This window comes from Ruegeria sp. AK4, from assembly GCF_056541025.1.
In genome coordinates this window covers 614,311-634,260 of record NZ_JBQFXS010000001.1, presented here as the reverse complement: position 1 = coordinate 634,260, position 19,950 = coordinate 614,311, and the positions used below count along the sequence as shown (strand labels likewise).

The following is a 19,950-nucleotide window of genomic DNA, read 5'->3' as shown; positions in this document are numbered from 1 at the left end:
TAAGATACGAATTGTCAGGGTAGCCCAGAAAACACTCAGAACACCCGTTGAACCGCGCGGGACAGAAAGAAACCATGACCATCCTGGTTCCGGCATTCCAGCCCCTTGGTCGAAGAGTGGCATGTGAACCCGCCGAACTGTCCTGTGACGCCATATTCGGCGCGATCAAATCCATCGCGATTGCGGTTGAGGGGCTGACACAGCATCTGAACCCCGCCCGTGTTGAACATCAGGAAATCATGCCCCCAATCGGACTGGCAATTTGCGGGTCGTGGCAACGCAGTGGGGCCGTATCGTTCGATAATGGTGCACTGGATGTCCGAGTTTACCGCGCCTTCCCCGACCGAACACTGAATGTTCTCGGAGGGTGTTTCAAAGGTCCAGACATCTGAAATTGCAGGTGTAGCGCAGAAAATGACGGCGCAAAGAATGAAACGGAACATAAAAACCCCCAAGGCTAATGAAACAATCGGTACTTCATGAAACTGGCTAAAGTGTACCTTTAACCGGTCCGATTGTCACCGCGTCAGGGTCAAAGCGGCTCGATATCCCCTTGCGCGCGTTGCGCATGGAATTGCGCCTGCCAGTCGTCGAAATGGCACGCCGCAATCGCGTCGCGCATGCCCTGCATGATTTCCTGAAAATAATGCAGGTTGTGCCAGGTCAGCAGCATGCCCGAGATCATCTCGTTCGCGCGGAACACATGATGCAGATAGGCGCGTGAGTAGTTCGAGCATGCGGGGCACGAACACGCCTCGTCCAGCGGGCGCGGGTCATCGGCGTGGCGGGCGTTCTTGATGTTGACTACCCCGAACCGCGTAAAGACCTGTCCTGTGCGCCCCGAGCGCGACGGCAGCACGCAGTCCATCATATCCACCCCGCGCGCAACCGCCCCGACGATATCGTCCGGCTTGCCGACCCCCATCAGGTAGCGCGGTCTGTCGGTCGGCAGGAAATCGGGCGCGTAGTCAAGACAATCAAACATGGCCTCCTGCCCCTCGCCCACCGCCAATCCGCCGATAGCGTAGCCTTCGAAGCCGATCTGTTTCAGGGCCTCGGCACTTTCTTCGCGCAGGTCACGTTCCAGCCCGCCCTGCATGATGCCAAACAAGGCATGACCGGGGCGATCCCCGAATGCCGTGCGCGAGCGATCCGCCCATCGCATCGACAGGCGCATCGACTCGGCGATGCGGTCCCGGTCGGCTGGCAAGGCCGGGCATTCGTCGAAGCACATGACGATGTCCGACCCCAGCAACCGCTGGATCTCCATCGACCGTTCCGGCGTCAATTCGTGTTTGGACCCGTCGATATGCGATTTAAACGTCACGCCTTTTTCGGTGAGCTTGCGCAGACCTGCCAGCGACATGACCTGAAACCCGCCGGAATCGGTCAGGATGGGCCGGTCCCAGTTCATGAACTTGTGCAAACCGCCCAACCGGTCAATCCGCTCGGCCGTGGGCCGCAGCATCAGGTGATAGGTGTTGCCCAGCAGGATATCAGCCCCGGTGGCCCGCACGCTTTCCGGCATCATCGCCTTGACAGTCGCCGCCGTTCCGACCGGCATGAAGGCTGGCGTACGCACCTTGCCCCGTGGCGTCTGGATCACGCCGGTCCGGGCCTTGCCATCGGTGGCCTTCAATTCGAAAGAAAACTGCTGGGTCATGTCATCGTCTCAGGTCGCGGAACCGGGCAGCCTTTGCCCGATCCGACCCGCCATTGCAACCCGTCAGGGCAGCGAGGCGACGCGCTCGGTAAACAGATGCACCACCCCGGCCCCGTCCACATCCCGGAAAACGGTTACCGGTGGGCGTGAGGTATCTGCGCGGGTCGCGCCGATCTCATAGCCGCTGGCGATGACCTTCAGACCTGTGCGAACCGTGTCGAACATGTGCGCATGCGTGCAGGCGATCACGGCGGTCGAATCGTGCAGCCCACACCCTTCCAATCCACCTATGTCTTTGTAGAACTTCAGATAGAACCGGGAAATATCGCGCAGAAACGCCCCCATATCGGGTGAGCGTTCGGCAAGTGCCTCGAAATCTGCGGTCTCGTAGAGCGTTTTCAGCGTGACATCCAACCCGACCAAAACCGTTTCCGGCGGGGTCGCGAAAACCTCGTCCGCGGCCTGCACGTCGTGATAGATATTCGCCTCGGCGTGGTCAGTAATGTTGCCCCGGCTGAAAACCGCGCCACCCATGATGACCAGCCGTTTCAGGTTTTGCCCAAACTCCGGATCAAGCCGCATGGCATCTGCGATATTGGTCAGCGGCCCGATGGCGCACACCACAAGTTCTCCTTTGTGCCTGCGCGCCATCTCGACCAGAAAGGCGGCGGCGGGCAGAGCGTGGTTCTCACCAATCTCGGGGATGTCGATGACATCGCCAAACCCCTCTGGCCCGTGGACGTGATCCGAAGGCGTGTGGCTTTCCGCATCCCGCGCGGTGGAAACGCCCTCGGCAACCGGCAGGTCAAGCCCCAGTTTGTGCAACAAAAACCGGGCGTTGCGGCTGGATTGGTGGACATGGGTATTGCCAAAAACGGTGGTCAGCCCGATCAGTTCAATTTCAGGCGCTGCGGCGGCATAGGCAATGGCCATCGCATCGTCTATGCCGGGGTCTGTGTCGATAATCAGTTTCATCCCAACCCGATAACGCAATCACCCCGGGATGCAAAGCGGTCACAGCACCTGACTACTGCCCCGCACCACTCCCTTTTCACACTTGAATCGCGCCTGTTTCCATCCATACCAGAGTTGAAAACGGGCGACTCAACCCACATATGTATACTATCGTACACAACAAAAGAGGGCAGATATGAACGAAGAGATGATTATCGGACTACTTTCGTCAAACATCATTTACCTGCTGGCCGCCGCACTGGTGGTCATCGTTATTTTCAAAGGGATCAAGATCGTTCCGCAATCCGAGAAATACGTGGTCGAACGGTTCGGACGTTTGCACTCGGTCCTTGGCCCGGGTATCAATTTTATCGTTCCGTTTCTGGATGTTGCGCGCCACAAGATATCTATCCTTGAACGCCAGTTGCCGAATGCAACGCAGGACGCAATCACCAAGGACAACGTGCTGGTGCAGATCGACACCTCAGTCTTTTACCGTATTCTGGAACCGGAAAAGACGGTCTACCGTATCCGTGACGTGGACGGTGCGATTGCGACGACTGTTGCCGGGATCGTCCGTGCCGAAATCGGTAAGATGGACCTGGACGAGGTGCAATCGAACCGCGCCCAACTGATTACCCGCATTCAGGAAAGCGTCGAAACAGCCGTGGACGACTGGGGGATCGAGGTAACGCGGGCCGAGATTCTGGACGTGAACCTGGATCAGGCCACCCGCGATGCGATGCTGCAGCAGTTGAACGCCGAACGCGCCCGCCGCGCGCAGGTGACCGAGGCCGAGGGCCAGAAACGGGCCGTCGAGCTGAATGCCGATGCCGAGCTGTACGCCGCCGAGCAAACCGCCAAAGCCCGCCGTATTCAGGCCGAGGCCGAAGCTTACGCCACCGGCGTGGTTGCCAAGGCCATTCAGGACAACGGCATCGAGGCTGCGCAATATCAAGTGGCGCTGAAACAGGTCGAATCCCTGAACGCGCTGGGCAACGGCAACGGCAGCCAAACCATCGTTGTGCCTGCAAACGCCCTTGAAGCCTTTGGCGATGCGTTCAAGATGCTTAGAGGAGGTAAATGATGGCAGACTCCTTCTGGCTCACCTGGTGGATCTGGCTGGCCGCCGCGCTGGCGCTGGGAATACTCGAGGTCGTGCTGCCGGGCTTCATCTTCCTTGGCTTCGCCATCGGCGCGGCAATCACTGGCCTAATACTGGTTGTCCCCGGTGTTGTGCCCTCACTGCCGATCCTGCTGCTGGTTTTCGCAGTGCTGTCCCTGGCCGCTTGGCTGATTTTGCGCCGGATGTTCGCCCTGCCGCATGGTCAGGTGAAAACCTTCGAGCATGATATCAACGATTGATCTGGTGGGTGCCCTGTTCGGGCACCACCGCACCTCTGGACGCTGTCGCGGGTATTCCCTATATAATCACTCAGGCAACTGACCCGAGGCACCAATGACTCATCCGAGTGAACAGTTTGAAGGCACACCGCTGATCGCGCCATCAACGATTGAACATCCCCTGTACGAACCGGTGGTCGAGGCATGCCGAACGGTCTATGATCCTGAAATCCCAGTTAATATCTATGATCTTGGTCTGATCTACACGATCGACATCACCAAGGACAATGCAGTCAAGGTGATCATGACTCTGACGGCACCCGGTTGCCCCGTTGCCGGCGAAATGCCCGGCTGGATCATGGAGGCCATCGAACCCGTAGCGGGCGTCAAAGAGGTGGACGTCGAACTGACGTGGGAGCCGCCCTGGGGCATGGAGATGATGTCCGACGAAGCCCGGCTGGAACTGGGCTTTATGTAAACGCATCTGACGGCGCAACGCATTGTCATAAAACGGTAATTAACCTGTTACCCTTCTGTGCATTCTCTGTCACGGTTCTGCCCGACACATATGGCGCACCGACGGCGTAGATTCGATTTCAGCCTTGGTTGCACCGGGCCGATCACTTTACAGCCGCCCCCATAATACCGATGGCCCCGAATACGGACCGTTCTTGCCCGAGAACGGTCCTTTTCTTTGGGCTGTGGCGTTACTCGACACCACAGGTGGCTTTGATCTCGGCTGCACGTTCGTCAAGTTTCTTGACGTAATCCCCTGACAACATTTGCAATCTTTTGTTCTCGGTGCCCGTGATCAAGCCCAACAACGCGCCTGCCGGCGTGAGTGCAGCAACACTTTCCACCTGTTGATCCTGCGCATGCTTCTTTTCTGCCGCAATGGCGCGCAGGTCACCCTCGGCCGTTGCGCAATTGACCGGGTGCGTTTTCTCGTCGGTCGCTGCTGATACCGTTCCGGTCCAGGCAATAGCTGCCGCAAAGACCGCCAGACCGACACTGTTCAGAACTTTAGGTTTACGTCCTACTGCACTCATTTCATTTAACCTTTCTCGGAAAGCAATTGGCGTTTCGTGGACCAGAACACTCGCTTTGACGTCAGGCTATGTCCATCCGTGCCTGAAAGGCAAGGAATGCTTCCGCGGATATTCTCACGCCATGCTGCGCTTAAAATTCGCCCCGCAGCATCGCGCAGGCTTGAGCATGCCGTATAGCAGCCTTAAATTAGAGACGACGCGCGACAACGGAGACCACCATGTTCGGAATTCCCGGCAAACAAGCCGTGACCATGACGCCCAAGGCTGCTGAGCAGATTGCCCGCCTGATGAACTCTGGCGGCCATGCCGGGCTGCGCATTGGCGTCAAGAAGGGCGGCTGCGCGGGCATGGAATACACCATGGAATATGTTGATGAGGCCGACCTGCACGACGAGGTGGTCGAACAGGATGGCGCGCGCGTGATGATCGCCCCTATGGCTCAGATGTTCCTGTTCGGGACCGAGATCGATTATGAAGTGTCGCTGCTCGAATCCGGGTTCAAATTCAAGAACCCGAATGTGGTCGATGCCTGTGGCTGCGGCGAATCCATCAAGTTCGACGAAAGCCTGGCACAGCAAGGCTGACGTTTACCCATACACAGCAACCATAATTGTAACCCGTGACCGGGGGTGCTATCCGAGTCCCTAAACGACCGAACAATCAGGGAGAAACGGATATGCGGCGTAAGCTGGCTGCTGGAAACTGGAAGATGAACGGAACCGGCGCAGCGCTTGGCGAGCTTGACGCGCTGGCGCAAAGCCACCCCTCGCCCTCGGTCGATATCCTGATCTGCCCCCCGGCGACTCTGGTGCATCGCGCGGCTTCGGCCACGAATGGCACCGGGATCGATATCGGCGGGCAGGATTGCCACGCCGAAACCTCGGGCGCCCATACCGGGGACCTCAGCGCCGGGATGCTTTTGGATGCAGGGGCAAGCGCCGTCATCCTTGGGCATTCGGAACGGCGCGTGGATCATGGTGAGCAGAACGAAGACGTCCGCGCCAAGGCCCGCGCGGCCATGGATGCGGGATTGAAGGCCATCATCTGCGTCGGGGAAAGTCTGGAACAGCGCGAAGCGGCAAATACGCTGGACATCATCGGCGGCCAGATGTCCGGATCGATCCCGGATCAGTCGACCGGAGAAAACCTGATCGTTGCCTATGAACCGATCTGGGCCATAGGCACCGGCAAAGTCCCGACATTGGAAGAGATCGGAGAGGTTCACGATTTCATCCGCGCCCGTCTGGAACGCCGTTTTGGCGAAGGCGTGGGCCGTTCGGTGCGGCTGCTGTATGGCGGATCGGTCAAACCCGGCAACGCCCGCGATATATTTCAAGTTTCGAACGTTGACGGTGCGCTGGTCGGTGGCGCCAGCCTGAAGGCCAAGGATTTTTCAGGAATTATTGAGGCGCTGGAAAGCGTCTGAGCCTATTCTGCGATGTCCTCGGCCCATAGTTCGGGCTTTTCTTCGATAAAACGCCGCATCAGGGCGATGCAATCGGGGTCTTCCGCAAGGATCACCTCGACCCCGCGTTCGCGCAGGAAATCCTCGTTGCCGCCGAAGTTCTTCGTATCGCCGATGACCACGCGCGGGATGCCGAACTGCACGATCGTACCGGCGCACATCATGCAGGGCGACAGCGAGGTATACAGCACAGTGTCACGATAGGTCTTTTGCCGCCCGGCCTTGCGCAGCGCGTCCATTTCACCATGCGCAATCGGGTCACCGCGCTGAACGCGCTGATTGCGGCCCTGCGCAACCACCTTGCCACCCCGCGCCAGAACCGAGCCGATGGGGCACCCGCCCTCATCAAACCCGGATTTTGCTTCCTCATAGGCGATGCGCAGCAGGCGGGTATCGGTTTCGGTCAGCATGTTCGGGGCCTCGGTCGCTATTTGCAACCCAAGCCTGCCCAACCGCCACGGCCCCGTCAATCATCGGCTCAGGCCAATTTCATGGCGATCATCCCCGAAATGATCAGGGACGCAGCCACCATGCGCATCGGAGTCAACGCCTCACCCAGCAGCATCGCGCCCACCAGGAACGCACCAACCGCGCCGATGCCGGTCCAGATCACATAAGCCGTGCCCAGCGGCAGCGTCCGCATCGCCAGTGCCAGCAATCCGAACGATCCCACCATCGACACGCCCATGATCGCGGTCGGCCACAGCCGCGTGAACCCGGCCGATTGCTTCATCGCAACCGCCCAGACGATTTCAAGCAAGCCAGCAAAAAGAAGAAAAATCCAGGCCATCAAGGATACCTCGCGTCGGTTCGGGTCGTCCCGAATGATCACCCGAGATGGGGAGGTCGTCCTCAGCACCACAGATAAGATCGACAACCCCGCATTCAAGAGTCTGCGCTATTTCACCTAACGGTTACGTTACCGGTTTATCCGTCGCGAAACTCTGCACTGCGTCGCGTGCAATCTTCGGGAGAACGGGTATGGGCGGCTCCAACGGGCAAGGACCAAGGACCTGCGTTGTTTGCATGAAATGGGGCACCGCCTTTGGTGCCGATGACGTAAACATGCTATATCGCGCCGTATGGGATCACCTGTCGCTGGATCACGACTTCATTTGCATCACCGATGACGGGCGGGATCTCGACCCGGATATCAAAAGGCATCATTTGAATTTCCCTGAAATGGAGCAGTCGCAATGGGTGCATGGAAAATGGCCGAAGCTTCTGATGTTCGACCGCCGGATTGTCGGAGGCTATGAGGCGGCTCTGTTTCTTGACCTCGATCTGCTGGTGACGGGCAATCTTGCCCCATTGCTGACGATCGTGAAAAATCAGGGCGGGCTTTTCCTTATGCCCAAGTTCCGGGGTTTCGTCTGGCGTATGATCCCTGCGGTCATCTGGGACAGGATGCCCCGGCTAATGAACATGGTCACACGTGGCAATTCCTCGGTAGTCGGCTATGTGCCTCAGCAGCAGTTCCATCTATACGATGGGTTCACTGCGGCCCGCGATGTTTCACAGTTTGAGAACGATCAGAACTACTTCTCGGCCTTGGCCCATGACCGAAAGTGCTATCCCAAGGACTGGTGCATCGGGATTATCCACCTGGTTTCCTATTGGCCGTTTGGGTTGATAGTGCGGAAATACAAAAAAAGGCCGAAACGCCCAAAGATCGTAATCTTCAATGGCCATCCAAAGCCGCAGGAAGTGGTCGGGGCCAATGTCGGTCATGGGGGCACCAACAGGCGGCAGGGCTTTGGCGCCATTCGTTGGGTCGAGGATTACTTGCTGAAATACGGCAACTAAGGCGGTCGAGCCGGACCGGAGATCCGGTCCAGCTCAGGTTCAGATGGCTAGTTCGTTATGATCTCGGGGCCCATAAAGGTGTTGGGCAGGAAGGTCGATATCCACGGGATATATGTCACCATGATCAGGAACACGAACAGGACTGCCAGAAACGGCAGCGCGGCGCGCACAACGCCCATCATCGGCATACCCGCCACGCCCGAGGTCACGAACAGGTTCAGCCCGACCGGAGGGGTGATCATCCCGATCTCCATGTTGACCACCATGATAATGCCCAGATGGATTGGATCGATGCCCAGCTCGATGGCAATCGGGAACACCAGCGGCGCGACGATGACCAGCAGGCCCGAGGGCTCCATGAACTGACCGCCGATCAGCAGGATCACGTTTACCACGATCAGGAAGGTCACCGGCCCCAGACCAGCCGACAGCATGGCGCTGGCAATGTGTTGCGGCACCTGCTCATCGGTCAGCACATGCTTCAGGATCAGCGCGTTGGCGATGACGAACAGCAGGGTCACGGTCAGCTTGCCGGCCTCGAACAGCGTGTGCTTGGTGTCGGGGTGGAAGAACGCCGTAACCAATGCGTAAGGCTTCTTGATCAGCGGCAGGTTCTGCTGCCCCTCTTCCGTGCTCAGCGGGCCCATGTCTTTGTAGACGAAGCTGGCAATGAGGAAGGCGTAGACGGCGGCCACCGCAGCGGCCTCGGTCGGGGTAAAGATACCGCCGTAGATACCGCCCAGAATGATCACGATCAGGAACAGGCCCCACGCGGCCTCGCGCGCCGAGGTAAAGACCTCGCCCCAGCCTTTCCAGTCGCCCTTGGGCAGGTTCTTGACCTTGGCCATGACATAGATTGTGATCATCAGCATCAGACCCGCCATCAGGCCCGGAATGACACCCGCAAGGAACATCCGCCCGACCGACACCTCGACCGCTGCCGCGTAAACCACCATCACGATCGACGGTGGGATCAGGATGCCCAGCGTCCCGGCGTTACAGATCACACCGGCGGCAAATTCCTTGGAATAGCCCACCTGCCGCATCCCGGCGATGACGATGGAGCCGATGGCCACAACAGTCGCCGGAGACGACCCCGACAGCGCCGCAAACAGCATACAGGCAAACACACCCGCAATCGCCAATCCGCCCGGCAGATGCCCGACACAGGCAATCGAGAACCGGATAATCCGCCGCGCCACGCCGCCCGTCGTCATGAAGGACGAGGCCAGAATGAAGAACGGGATCGCCAGCAGGGTAAAGTGACCCTCGAACGCCTCGAACAACGTACCCGCGACCGAGGCCAGCGAACTGTCGGAATAGATCAGCAGGAACAAGGTCGAACTAAGGCCCAGAGCCACCGCAATCGGAACCCCGATCAGCAGCAGGCCAATGACCATCGAGAAGAGAAGGATAACGTCCATCAGTCATGCCCTCCCTGCTGCGCGCGCACTTCTTCGATCTCGTCCTCGACCTCGTGGCTGGCGACCAGACGATCCGCCTCACCACGCCAAATCTGAACGGCGACCTGCGCAAAGCGGATCACCAGCAGCAGCATCGACACCGGCAACACCAGATAAGGCACCACCTTGGGCAGCTTTTCGTAACCCTCGCCATAGTTGATCAGGTCTTCCAGAAACCGCAGCGGCGCGACCATGGGGATATCGTCGACCTCGTAAAAGCTCTGGCTGCGGGCATCGACGTTGAACCCGGTCGGGAACCAGCGGCCCGAGGTGGGCGGCAGATCGGCAAAGACGGCCCAATAGTCATACGCGCCTTTCAGCATCAGCAGCGAGAACACCAGGCAACAGGCAACCGCAATCAGCGCCAGTATCCGGCGCGGCGCCGGTGCAAGCATGTTCAAGATCGCGTCCACCCCAAGATGAGCGTGTTTCTTGACCGCATAAGACGCGCCCAGCAGAACCAGCCAGCCAAAGGTGAACACTGTCAGCTCAAGCGCCCACAGGATATTGGAATTAAAGACAAACCGCGCGATTACGTTGGCAAAGGTGACGACCGTCATCAGGCCAAGAAGCAACGCAATCAGGGTCTCTTCGATATGGTCGATCAGCCCGCTATGGCCGGGATTCGCACCAGACATCTTTCTGTCCCCGCATTTTTTGGTGATGAGAGTAGAGTGTGGCGGGCCATTAACCGGCCCGCCCGGCCTGCGCGTCCATAACTCCCCAGTCCCCGGACGCGCGGCCTGGTCCGGGATCAGAACCCGGCGTTGATGGCCTGTGCGGCGTCGATCTTGTCCTGACCGACGTCACCGGCGAACTTGTCCCAAACCGGTTTCATCGCATCGACCCAGGCCTGACGCTGTTCAGGATTCAGTTCGCGGATGATGCCACCGGCATCCGTGATCGAGGCTTTGGCCGCTTCGTTCACGGCAAAGGCTTCCTTGTTCCGGGTCTCGCTCACTTCGGCCAGAATGGTCAGAAACTGGTCGCGCACGTCAGGTTCAAGGCTGTCCAGCCAGTCAACCGAGGTTACGACCAGATAGTCGATGATGCCGTGGTTGGTTTCGGTGATGCCGTCCTGCACCTCGAAGAACTTCTTGCCGTAGATGTTGGACCAGGTGTTCTCCTGCCCGTCCACAACGCCTTGCTGCAGCGCACCGTACACTTCCGAGAACGCCATCTTCTGCGGGCTGCCACCGATGGCTTCCATCTGCGCCACCAGCACGTCCGAGGACTGCACGCGGAACTTCAGACCATCCGCATCGGTCGGGTCGACCAGAGGTTTGTTGGCCGACATCTGTTTCATGCCATTGTGCCAGAAAGCCAGCCCCTGCAGGCCACGGCGCTGCATGCTGTCTTTCATCGCCTGCCCGTCTGCCGAGGCCTGGAACGCATCAACCGCTTCGATGTTCTTGAACATGAACGGCAGGTCGAACAGGCGGAACTGCTTGGTGAACTTCTCGAACTTCGACAGCGAAGGCGCGGCCAGTTGCACATCGCCCTGCAGCATGGCCTCAAGGACCTTGTCGTCGTTGTAGAGCGTCGAGTTCGGATAGACCTCCATGCACATCACGCCCTGCATCTCGTCGTTGACGCGCTGCTCAAGCAAAGACGCTGCGATCCCCTTGGGGTGTTTGTCGGTATTCGTCACATGCGCGAACTTGACGACGATCTCACCGTCTTCGCAGGCCGCAAAACCTGCGGTTGCGGTGACGGACAGCGCCAGAGCGGTCGCGGCTGTTGTAAGGACTTTCATCTGATCTCCTCCCAGACTTCCTGAATTCATCCCATCGGCGCGAGGTTCACGCCGGATGGCGGCAGTGAAGCGAATCGAATCCTTTCACACAACATTTTGCGGACTCAAGAGGGGTGATCTGTTTTTACATTTATTATCTGATATTTACCTAACTTCACTGATTCGAAAAACACCACACTCACCTAAACTGTGCGGAATCCCGCACAGCCCAAAAATCGTTTGTGCGGATTTTCGCACTAAATTCGAATCGGCCCGCCGATGTGCGCCCGAACCGCCCCGCACCAACCGCAGCCCGCGTAAGCGGGCTGCCGGGCCCAACGCCTGTAACCGCATGATAATGCGGCCTTAGGCGGCGGGAGTGCTCGCTTACCGCCGATAGTCTTCCGGTCTGATCTGGTACCGCGCCAGCTTGTCGTAGAATGTCTTTCGCGGCAGCTTCAGCGCCTTTGCCGCGTCCGATGCCTTGCCGTTGTGCCGCCCCAGCGCGGCAATCAGCAACGACCGCTCCACCCGCGCCATCTGCTCGCTCAATCCAAGATCAGCGGCCTCAGTCACCTCTTCCGGCATGCCAAGAACGAACCGCATGGCTGCAGACATCAGGGACCGCGCGTTTCCCGGCCAATCGCTGGCCATGAGCGCCGCCAGATAGTCGGATGAGATTTCCGGTTCGGCGATACCGGCCTGTTCGGCGGCCTGAGCGACATAGTGGCGAAAGATCACCGGGATATCCTCGGGCCGCTCTGCCAAAGACGGGATGCGCACGCGCATTACATCCAGGCGGTAAAAGAGATCGGCGTTGAATTTCCCTTCGGCGGACAAAGCGGACAGGTCCGCCGTTGTCCCCGCGATGATCCGCGCCCCGGTCCCTTGTTCGATCAGTTCCAGCGCCGCGTATTGCGTGGCCTGCGGCATGGCCGAGACCTCGTCGAGAAACAGCGAGCCTCCGCCCGCGTCCTCGCACCCTTGCGCAAGGCCGTCTGCGCTCAGACCGGATGCGGGGCGCTTGACGAACGGCCCCTGCCCGACCGGAGACATCAGATGCACAACCTCGGCCACTTTCGAGATGCCACTGCCCGCCGGACCGGTCACAAGCACCTCGGCCCCGGTGGGGGCCACGGTGCGCACCCGTTCGCGCAAGGCCTCGGCCTGATCGGACAGGCCAAACAGCAGGCGCGCGGCGGGGTCGCCCCGCTCGAGCTCGGATTTCAGCGCGCGTTGCTCCATGATCTGAGACCGGGCCGAAAACGCCCGTTCCAGAACCGCCAGCAGATCGGATGCGGCACAGGGTTTTTCAAGAAAGTCAAACGCGCCCTGCCCCATCGCCTGCACGGCCATCGGGATGTCACCCTCCCCGGTCAGCAGGATCACCGGCAGATCGGGATCGACGTCGCGCGCGTAGGACAGCAGGTGGAACCCATCGCGGCCCGGCATCCGAATGTCCGACACGATCACGCCCGGAAAATCTGCCCGGATGTGATCCTTTGCTGCGACAAATGACCCTGCGGTGACAGGCAGGTACTCAGCCAGTTCAAGCGTTTGACTCAAGGCTTCTCGAACGGCGGCATCGTCATCGACCAGAAGAACCTTTCGCATCATGCGGCGGCCTCCGTTTCACATGGCTCCAGCTCGACGGTGAACTCTGCCCCTTCGGGCGTGTTGCTGCCGCGAATGTCGCCGCCAAAGCTCTGCACCAGACCGTAAGAGATTGACAGGCCCAGCCCCATTCCCTCGGACGTGCCGACGCTTTTGGTGGTGTAGAACGGCTCGAATACCCGGTCGGGGTCCTCGATCCCTGGCCCGGTGTCGCCGACCGAAACACGAGGCCTTGGTGCCTTGGTCAACTCAACCGAGACCTCGCGGCGCGGCGAACCAACCATCGCATCGGTAGCATTGTTGATCAGGTTCACAAAGACCTGCACCAGACGCACCTCTCCGCCCCAGACAAAAACAGGGTCGGTCGGAGGGTTCCAGTTCAACACCACGCCCTCGTCCCGCAGCCGCGTCTCGGTCAGTTCCACGGCCGAGTTCAGCACCTGCACCAGATCGACCTTGCCCATCGGTTCGCTTTCGTTGCGCGCAAAGGCGCGCAGGTTACGGATGATCCGCGCCATGCGTGCGGCCATGTCCGAGATACGGCCCAGGTTCTCTCCAGCCTTGGCCTCATTCCCCCGGCTCAGAAAGGCGGTGCCATTGTCGGCAAATTGCCGGATCGCCATCAGCGGCTGGTTCAGTTCATGGCTGATACCGGCGGACATCTGGCCCAGTGCGCTCAGCTTGCCCGCCTGCACCAAATCCGCCTGCGCGCGCTTCAAGGCGGCCTCGGCTTCCTGCCGCTCTGCCACCTCATGACGCAGGGCGGTGTTGGCGACGGTCAGGTCGCGGGTGCGCTTGGCAACCCGGCTTTCCAGAACCGCGTTCGCCTGCGCCAGCGTCCGCCGGCGTTCCGTCGCCAGAAACAACAGCGCACCGAAGGCCAGACAGATCGCAGCCACCGTCGCCGCCTGCAACCCCGCCAGCCGTCGGGCCGGTGCGACATCCACCAGCACCTCGGCAGTCATGTCGATCACCGGCAAGTCCAGCGTCAGGTGCAGCGCGTGACGGGGCAGATACCGGCCCCAGTTCAGCGTCCACAACTCATGCCCGCCCACCCGGTCAGAGGCAAACGCGACCGGCTCACCCTTGGGCGGTGTCAGGCCAAGCTGCCCCTCGGCGCGGTGCCAGAACAGCAGATCAGACCGGTTCGAGATAAAGACAACCCCGTCGCCATCGATAAAAAACACCGCCTCGGTACTGCCACGCCATGTTTGTTCCACATCCTGCACGTCCGCGACGACCATCAGCGCGCCCTCGACCTGCCCCGAGGGGCCAAAAGCGGGGGCCGCGTAGGAATAGGTGCGGTCGCCGCTGTCCGGCTCGACCCCATGCGCGCTGCCCATAGCGCCCTGCAAAGCGCGCTGGAAGGCAGGGTGATCGGACATGTTGCTCTGCGTCACCGGCTGCGCCGCGACCAGAACCTGACCGGTCCGGCCCAGATACATCATGTTGGCCGCCGCCGTCTTGTCAGCCACATCCAGCAGCATAGCCCGCGCCACCTGTTGCCGGGCGGGCGTTTCCAGATCACGCAGGGCCGGATGGTTTGCCATCAACACCGCCAGTTCCTGATAAACCTGCATCTGCGTGCTCAGCCGGTCCGCGGCCAGTTCCAGATCCGCCTCGGCCTTTTCGCTCAGCTGAAACAGCGCTTGCCGATAGCCGTAGGACCAGACCGAGGCCGACAACAGCCCGACGGCAAACAGAAAACCGGCAATGATCCAAATCCTGTGCATATCCTAGGGTCTTGCATTCGACGCGCCATATGGCAAGTCTGCGCCGCATGAAGACGCTGTCGCAATCCCCGACCGATCCCGGTTTCGTGCAAAACCCCTACCCGTTTTATGACACAGCGCGGGCCTTTGGCGATCTGGTGTATTGGAGCGATTACGACATGATCGCTGCCGTTTCCCACCGGGCGGTCAGCACGTTCTTCAAGGATCGACGCTTTGGCCGGGAAGTTCCGCCCGAGCTTGCCCGCCCGGGCCCGGATCATCTGGCCCCGTGGCTTGCAGTCGAAAACCTGTCGCTGCTTGAGGTCGAACCACCCCGCCACACCCGCCTGCGCGCGCTGGTCATGCGGGCGTTCACCTCGCGCGCAATCGCGGACCTTGCGCCTTCGATCGAAAGGCTGTGCCACGATCTGATCGATCAATTCCCGGCTGAACCGTTCGATCTGCTGCACGCGTATTGCACGCAGGTCCCTGTCGTCACTATCTGCCGCCTTTTGGGCGTTCCCGAGGACATGGCCCCAAAACTTCTGCGCTGGTCCCATGACATGGTCGCGATGTACCAAGCAAGGCGGTCACGGGACATCGAAGATCGCGCTGCGCAATCCTCGCAGGCGTTCACGGATTTCCTTGGGGACTACATCGACCTACGTCGAACCGCCCCCCGCGACGACCTGATCACCCGCCTGATCGCCGCCGAGGAGGAAGGCGAAAAGCTGTCCTATGACGAGTTGATCGCCACCTGTGTATTGCTGCTGAATGCGGGGCATGAGGCAACGGTGCATTCACTGGGGAACGGCGTAAAAACCCTGCTGGACTCAGGCACAGGCGCGCAGCCTCTGACCACAGACGCCATCGACAATACCGTCGAGGAAATCCTGCGCTATGACCCGCCGCTTCATATGTTCGCACGCTATGCCTATGAAGACGTTGAAATCTTTGGGCATCAGTTCAAACGCGGGGATCAGGTTGCGCTGCTGTTGGGGGCCGCCAACCGGGACCCTGCAGAGTGGCCCCAGCCCAACAGTTTCGATCCCACGCGCCCGATCCAGACCAATGCCAGCTTTGGCGGTGGCCTGCATTTCTGCGTCGGCGCGCCTTTGGCACGGCTTGAATTGCGCATTGCCTTGCCGTTGCTGTTTGAACGATGCCCGAACCTGCGTCTGGCTGAAACGCCCGAGTATTCAAACACCTACCATTTTCACGGCCTGACACGGTTGCTGGTTCAAACCTGATCGCACTCAACCCTCGATCAACGCATTCAGTGGCAGCATGGTCGTCGATTTGATCTCTTCCATCGACAGCAGGGCTGTCACATTGTGCACCCGCACCTCTGAGATCAGGGATTGATAAAACTGGTCGTAGGCCCGGGCGTTCTTGACCCGGACTTTCAGGATATAGTCGATGTCACCGGCAAGACGGTGCGCCTCTTGCACCTCGGGGTGATCGCGCAGGGCTTTCAGGAATTTCCGCTGCCATTCCGCCTCGTGCTCGGACGTGCGGATCAGAACAAAGAATGTCGCCTCAAATCCCAGCGCCTCGGCATCCAGCAAAACGGTCTGCTGGCCGATGATTCCGGCCCCTTTCAGCTTGCGGATTCGATTCCAGACAGGCGTCTTGGAACTCCCGACCCGAGCCGCTATTTCGTCCAGCGACTGACTTGCGTCGCGCTGCAGTTCGGCCAGAATTTTCCGATCTGTGTCGTCTATCCGCACCGGCATTCCAATTTCCCTTCCGTTTCGAAACCAACGTTCCAAATGGCGGAGCAATGAAAACAAACGTTCTTATTTATCCGCACATATGGCGTGATACCGGGAATATTTCCTATATTGCAAGTCAAATAAGCCCACGTCTGAAACAAACATACTGCTGACGCATTCAATAAGGAGCTCGCCTGATGGCCCGCGCATTCACACCCAAAGTCGTGACGGCAAATGACCTGCTCGAAGGTGACGTGATCTACCAGACCGAAGATGATCGCTGGTCGCGCGACCTGTCTGATGCGGAACTGATCACCGACGAAGCGCATGCGCAGGTGCGTCTGCTGGATGCCGCGCGTCAGGCAAACAAGATCGTGGGCGCCTATCTGGCCGATGCCGTCGCAGGCAAGAACGGCCCCGAGCCAACCCATTTCCGCGAGGATTTCCGCCGTACCGGGCCGTCAAACTATGCCCACGGCAAGCAGGAAATAGCAACGCAGCCCCGGGCCTGATCCCTGGCCCCCTTTCTCCCCTTCAAGGCCCCAAGGTTCGGGGCTGCAACTAAGGACAGCTAAACATGTATCGCTACTCCGAGTTCGACACAGCATTTTTGGCAGAACGCAACGCGCAGTTCCGCGCACAGGTCGAGCGCCGCATCGACGGCTCGCTAACCGAAGATGAGTTCAAGCCGCTGCGCCTGATGAACGGCCTGTATCTGCAGCTGCACGCCTATATGCTGCGGGTTGCCATTCCTTACGGCACCCTGTCCAGCGCGCAGATGCGTCAGCTGGCCCTGCTGGCCGAAAAGTGGGACAAGGGCTATGGCCATTTCACCACCCGCCAGAACATCCAGTACAACTGGCCGAAACTGAACGACGTGCCGGATATGTTGGACGCGCTGGCAGAGGTTGGCATGCACGCCATCCAGACCTCGGGCAACACCATCCGCAACGTGACCGCCGACCACTTCGCCGGTGCCGCCGCGGATGAGATCGCCGACCCGCGCCCCTATGCCGAACTGCTGCGCCAGTGGTCGACCGACCACCCGGAGTTCCAGTTCATGCCGCGCAAGTTCAAGATCGCCATCACCGGGTCCGAGAACGACCGCGCCGTGATCAAGGCGCATGACATCGGCCTGCAACTGGTCGAACGTGACGGTGTTCTGGGCGCCCGCGTTATCGTGGGCGGCGGTCTGGGCCGTACCCCGATGATCGGCAAGGAACTATCCGAGTTCGTCGCCTTTGACGATCTGCTGGCCTATCTCGAAGCCACCGTGTCGGTCTGGAACCAGATCGGCCGCCGCGACAACAAGTATAAGGCACGTATCAAGATTACCGTGCACGAGCATGGCATCGACGCGATCCGCGCCAAGGTGAACGAGCGTTTCCTGAAAGTCCGCCCGCAGTTCAAAGGGGCCGACATGGCGCTGCTGGAAGAAATCAAGGGCCACTTCGCGGCACCTGATTTCCGCGAAGGTTCGGTTGCATCGTTCGAAGGCGCCTATACCAACGATCCGGTATTCCGCTCGTGGGTCGATACCAACATCGCGCCGCACAAGAACGCGGATCACGCGATCGTGACGATCTCGATCAAGAAGCACGGCCAGACGCCGGGCGATGCGACTGCCGAGCAAATGCGCGTGATGGCCGATCTGGCTGAAACCTTCGCCTATGACGAGCTGCGCATCAGCCACGAGCAGAACGTGATCCTGCCGCATGTCCACAAATCGGACCTGCCGGCGATCCACGCGAAGCTGAAAGAGCATGAGCTGGCCACCGCCAATATCGGCCTGATCAGCGACATCATCGCCTGCCCCGGCATGGATTACTGCGCGTTGGCCACGGCGCGTTCGATCCCGGTTGCTCAGGAAATCGCAACCCGCTTCGACGAGCTGAAGCTGGAACATGATATCGGCCACATGAAGATCAAGATCTCGGGCTGCATCAACGCCTGTGGTCACCACCATGTGGGCCATATCGGCATCCTGGGTCTGGATCGCGCGGGCGTCGAGAACTACCAGATCACGCTGGGCGGTGACGCGACCGAAACGGCTGCCGTGGGCGACCGCACCGGTCCCGGCTTTGCCTATGACGAAATCGTGCCAGCGGTCGAACGCATAGTAGACACCTATCTGGACCAGCGCGACAGCGCCGAAGAGACGTTCATCGAAACCTATCGCCGCGTAGGCATGGCCCCGTTCAAGGCGGCGCTTTACCCCGAGGCGCAGGCCAATGCCGCTTGACCTGATCCAGACGGAACTGGGCAAGGACCGCGCCGAATTGACCGAACAGGTCGAGGCGCTGAATGCCCGGTTCCGACATCACAGCGCCCATGATGTGATGCATGGCGCGATTGGCGCGATAGATGAGCTTGCTCTGGTCTCGAGCTTCGGTGCCGAGTCGGTCGTTCTGCTGCATATGGCGGCCGTAGTCGACAAGGCGACGCCGGTGCTTTTTGTCGACACGCAGATGCTGTTCACCGAAACGCTGGAGTACCAGCAGGATGTCAGCGAACGTCTGGGGTTGACCAATGTCCGTATCGTCCGCGCCGAGGACGAGGACATCGAACGCGAAGACCCGTATGGCGCGCTGCGCCTGCGCGACACGGATGCGTGCTGCAACCTGCGCAAGACCTTCCCGCTGCAAAAGGCGCTGGCCGGGTATGACGGCTGGATCACCGGGCGGAAAAGGTTTCAGTCCGGCACCCGCGCCGCGCTCGAGTTTTTCGAGGTTGAGGACGGCACAGGCCGGATCAAGGTCAACCCGCTGGCCCATTGGGCGCCCGAAGATGTGCGCACCTACATGGTCGAAAACAACCTGCCCCGGCATCCGCTGGTGGCCAAAGGATACCCATCGATCGGCTGTGCGCCCTGCACCTCGCCGGTCAAAGAGGGCGAAGACCCGCGCGCCGGACGCTGGCGCGATCAGAACAAGGAAGAATGCGGCATCCATTTTGTCGATGGCAAGATGGTGCGCGCCGGAGAGAGAACATGAACGTAATCGTAACGGATACCGGATTCGCGCCCGACGACTGGACTGACGGCTATGTCACTTTGGACGATGCCGCCAATGATGTGGTCGCACTGGATGTGGCCTCGGACACCGACCCGGATGAACTGGCTGAACGTCTGGGTAGCGCTCAGATGGTGCGTGTGGACTTCCCGTCTTCGGCGGATGGGCGCGGCTTCACAATCGCCCGCGTTCTGCGCCTGAAAGGCTTTACCGGTCGCCTGCGCGCCAAGGGGCACGTTCTGGCCGACCAGTATGCCATGGCGCGCCGCAGCGGCTTTGACGAGGTTGAAATCGACGACGCTCTGGCCGCGCGCCAGCCCGAAGATCAGTGGCTGGCCCGCGCCAACTGGAAAGACCATAGCTACCAGGCCCGCCTGCGCGGCTAAGGACGCAAATCGCCAGCTTGTGAAAACCAGGGG

23 protein-coding genes are annotated in these 19,950 nt (G+C 60.0%); 11 read left to right on the top strand and 12 right to left on the bottom strand.

All coding sequences use genetic code 11. The annotated features are described in order from the left end of the window. Positions 1-35 precede the first annotated feature (35 nt). From ACR0EZ_RS02870 to ACR0EZ_RS02860, 3 genes are all read right to left on the bottom strand, one after another. Positions 36-443 carry a DUF6636 domain-containing protein gene (locus ACR0EZ_RS02870; protein WP_480610579.1) on the bottom strand — a complete coding sequence of 136 codons (408 nt, stop codon included), beginning with the start codon at positions 441-443 and terminating at the stop codon, positions 36-38. 89 nt (positions 444-532) lie between these two features. Beyond that, entirely contained in the window at positions 533-1,663 is a 1,131-nt protein-coding gene (gene tgt / locus ACR0EZ_RS02865; protein ID WP_480610576.1) for a tRNA guanosine(34) transglycosylase Tgt, read from the bottom strand. A 63-nt stretch (positions 1,664-1,726) separates the two neighbouring features. Beyond that, a complete protein-coding gene (locus tag ACR0EZ_RS02860; protein WP_480610573.1) occupies positions 1,727-2,638 on the bottom strand; it encodes a nucleoside hydrolase in 912 nt (303 codons plus the stop codon). A 175-nt stretch (positions 2,639-2,813) separates the two neighbouring features. Between ACR0EZ_RS02860 and ACR0EZ_RS02855 the strand changes: the two genes are divergently transcribed. The 3 genes from ACR0EZ_RS02855 to ACR0EZ_RS02845 all read left to right on the top strand — a co-directional run bounded on the left by ACR0EZ_RS02855 (position 2,814) and on the right by ACR0EZ_RS02845 (position 4,439). Continuing rightward, complete coding sequence (locus ACR0EZ_RS02855; protein ID WP_480610571.1) at positions 2,814-3,704, top strand: SPFH domain-containing protein; 891 nt, start codon at positions 2,814-2,816, stop codon at positions 3,702-3,704. Further along, positions 3,704-3,982 (top strand): NfeD family protein, encoded by a 279-nt coding sequence (locus ACR0EZ_RS02850; protein WP_480610569.1) that lies wholly within the window; start codon positions 3,704-3,706, stop codon positions 3,980-3,982. Before ACR0EZ_RS02855 ends, ACR0EZ_RS02850 begins: the two co-directional genes overlap by 1 nt. A 94-nt stretch (positions 3,983-4,076) precedes the next feature. After that, the gene (locus ACR0EZ_RS02845; protein ID WP_480610566.1) at positions 4,077-4,439 is read left to right on the top strand and encodes an SUF system Fe-S cluster assembly protein; all 363 of its coding nucleotides are present in this window, start codon (positions 4,077-4,079) and stop codon (positions 4,437-4,439) included. 229 nt (positions 4,440-4,668) lie between these two features. Here ACR0EZ_RS02845 and ACR0EZ_RS02840 read toward each other — a convergent pair whose 3' ends face one another. Continuing rightward, positions 4,669-5,010 carry a hypothetical protein gene (locus ACR0EZ_RS02840; RefSeq protein ID WP_480610563.1) on the bottom strand — a complete coding sequence of 114 codons (342 nt, stop codon included), beginning with the start codon at positions 5,008-5,010 and terminating at the stop codon, positions 4,669-4,671. A 218-nt stretch (positions 5,011-5,228) separates the two neighbouring features. On the opposite strand from ACR0EZ_RS02840, the gene ACR0EZ_RS02835 reads away from it, so the two are divergent. Beyond that, positions 5,229-5,594 (top strand): HesB/IscA family protein, encoded by a 366-nt coding sequence (locus tag ACR0EZ_RS02835; protein ID WP_480610560.1) that lies wholly within the window; start codon positions 5,229-5,231, stop codon positions 5,592-5,594. 92 nt (positions 5,595-5,686) lie between these two features. Continuing rightward, the gene (gene tpiA / locus ACR0EZ_RS02830; RefSeq protein WP_480610557.1) at positions 5,687-6,436 is read left to right on the top strand and encodes a triose-phosphate isomerase; all 750 of its coding nucleotides are present in this window, start codon (positions 5,687-5,689) and stop codon (positions 6,434-6,436) included. A 2-nt stretch (positions 6,437-6,438) separates the two neighbouring features. On the opposite strand, the gene ACR0EZ_RS02825 is transcribed toward tpiA, so the two are convergent. Together ACR0EZ_RS02825 and ACR0EZ_RS02820 are read right to left on the bottom strand one after the other, a co-directional pair. Beyond that, positions 6,439-6,945 (bottom strand): nucleoside deaminase, encoded by a 507-nt coding sequence (locus ACR0EZ_RS02825; protein ID WP_480610554.1) that lies wholly within the window; start codon positions 6,943-6,945, stop codon positions 6,439-6,441. 8 nt (positions 6,946-6,953) lie between these two features. Further along, positions 6,954-7,265 carry a DMT family transporter gene (locus ACR0EZ_RS02820; RefSeq protein ID WP_480610551.1) on the bottom strand — a complete coding sequence of 104 codons (312 nt, stop codon included), beginning with the start codon at positions 7,263-7,265 and terminating at the stop codon, positions 6,954-6,956. Between the two features lie 191 nt (positions 7,266-7,456). Here ACR0EZ_RS02820 and ACR0EZ_RS02815 point away from each other — a divergent pair, with 191 nt between their 5' ends. Next, positions 7,457-8,281 carry a hypothetical protein gene (locus ACR0EZ_RS02815; RefSeq protein WP_480610548.1) on the top strand — a complete coding sequence of 275 codons (825 nt, stop codon included), beginning with the start codon at positions 7,457-7,459 and terminating at the stop codon, positions 8,279-8,281. Between the two features lie 47 nt (positions 8,282-8,328). Here the strand turns inward: ACR0EZ_RS02815 and ACR0EZ_RS02810 are convergent, their stop codons facing one another. The 5 genes from ACR0EZ_RS02810 to ACR0EZ_RS02790 form a co-directional block, all read right to left on the bottom strand. Beyond that, positions 8,329-9,705, bottom strand: a complete 1,377-nt coding sequence (locus tag ACR0EZ_RS02810; RefSeq protein WP_480610546.1) for a TRAP transporter large permease — start codon at positions 9,703-9,705, stop codon at positions 8,329-8,331. Next, positions 9,705-10,382, bottom strand: a complete 678-nt coding sequence (locus tag ACR0EZ_RS02805; RefSeq protein ID WP_480610543.1) for a TRAP transporter small permease — start codon at positions 10,380-10,382, stop codon at positions 9,705-9,707. The genes ACR0EZ_RS02810 and ACR0EZ_RS02805 overlap by 1 nt, the downstream gene beginning before the upstream one ends. A gap of 116 nt (positions 10,383-10,498) precedes the next feature. Further along, positions 10,499-11,500, bottom strand: a complete 1,002-nt coding sequence (locus ACR0EZ_RS02800) for a DctP family TRAP transporter solute-binding subunit (protein ID WP_480610540.1) — start codon at positions 11,498-11,500, stop codon at positions 10,499-10,501. 366 nt (positions 11,501-11,866) lie between these two features. Next, positions 11,867-13,096: a sigma-54-dependent transcriptional regulator gene (locus ACR0EZ_RS02795; RefSeq protein WP_480610537.1), complete on the bottom strand. Its 1,230-nt coding sequence runs from the start codon at positions 13,094-13,096 to the stop codon at positions 11,867-11,869. Further along, positions 13,093-14,826: a sensor histidine kinase gene (locus ACR0EZ_RS02790; RefSeq protein ID WP_480610535.1), complete on the bottom strand. Its 1,734-nt coding sequence runs from the start codon at positions 14,824-14,826 to the stop codon at positions 13,093-13,095. Before ACR0EZ_RS02790 ends, ACR0EZ_RS02795 begins: the two co-directional genes overlap by 4 nt. 47 nt (positions 14,827-14,873) lie before the next feature. On the opposite strand from ACR0EZ_RS02790, the gene ACR0EZ_RS02785 reads away from it, so the two are divergent. Beyond that, positions 14,874-16,055, top strand: a complete 1,182-nt coding sequence (locus tag ACR0EZ_RS02785; RefSeq protein ID WP_480610532.1) for a cytochrome P450 — start codon at positions 14,874-14,876, stop codon at positions 16,053-16,055. 6 nt (positions 16,056-16,061) lie between these two features. Here ACR0EZ_RS02785 and ACR0EZ_RS02780 read toward each other — a convergent pair whose 3' ends face one another. Further along, positions 16,062-16,541: an Lrp/AsnC family transcriptional regulator gene (locus ACR0EZ_RS02780; RefSeq protein ID WP_480610529.1), complete on the bottom strand. Its 480-nt coding sequence runs from the start codon at positions 16,539-16,541 to the stop codon at positions 16,062-16,064. Between the two features lie 176 nt (positions 16,542-16,717). On the opposite strand from ACR0EZ_RS02780, the gene ACR0EZ_RS02775 reads away from it, so the two are divergent. The 4 genes from ACR0EZ_RS02775 to ACR0EZ_RS02760 all read left to right on the top strand — a co-directional run bounded on the left by ACR0EZ_RS02775 (position 16,718) and on the right by ACR0EZ_RS02760 (position 19,917). Beyond that, a complete protein-coding gene (locus ACR0EZ_RS02775; RefSeq protein WP_480610526.1) occupies positions 16,718-17,032 on the top strand; it encodes a DUF2849 domain-containing protein in 315 nt (104 codons plus the stop codon). Between the two features lie 65 nt (positions 17,033-17,097). Then, positions 17,098-18,762 (top strand): nitrite/sulfite reductase, encoded by a 1,665-nt coding sequence (locus ACR0EZ_RS02770; RefSeq protein ID WP_480610523.1) that lies wholly within the window; start codon positions 17,098-17,100, stop codon positions 18,760-18,762. Continuing rightward, a complete protein-coding gene (locus ACR0EZ_RS02765) occupies positions 18,752-19,513 on the top strand; it encodes a phosphoadenylyl-sulfate reductase (protein WP_480610521.1) in 762 nt (253 codons plus the stop codon). Before ACR0EZ_RS02770 ends, ACR0EZ_RS02765 begins: the two co-directional genes overlap by 11 nt. Next, positions 19,510-19,917, top strand: coding sequence for a DUF934 domain-containing protein (locus tag ACR0EZ_RS02760; protein WP_480610518.1), 408 nt, complete (start codon positions 19,510-19,512; stop codon positions 19,915-19,917). The genes ACR0EZ_RS02765 and ACR0EZ_RS02760 overlap by 4 nt, the downstream gene beginning before the upstream one ends. Positions 19,918-19,950 lie beyond the last annotated feature (33 nt).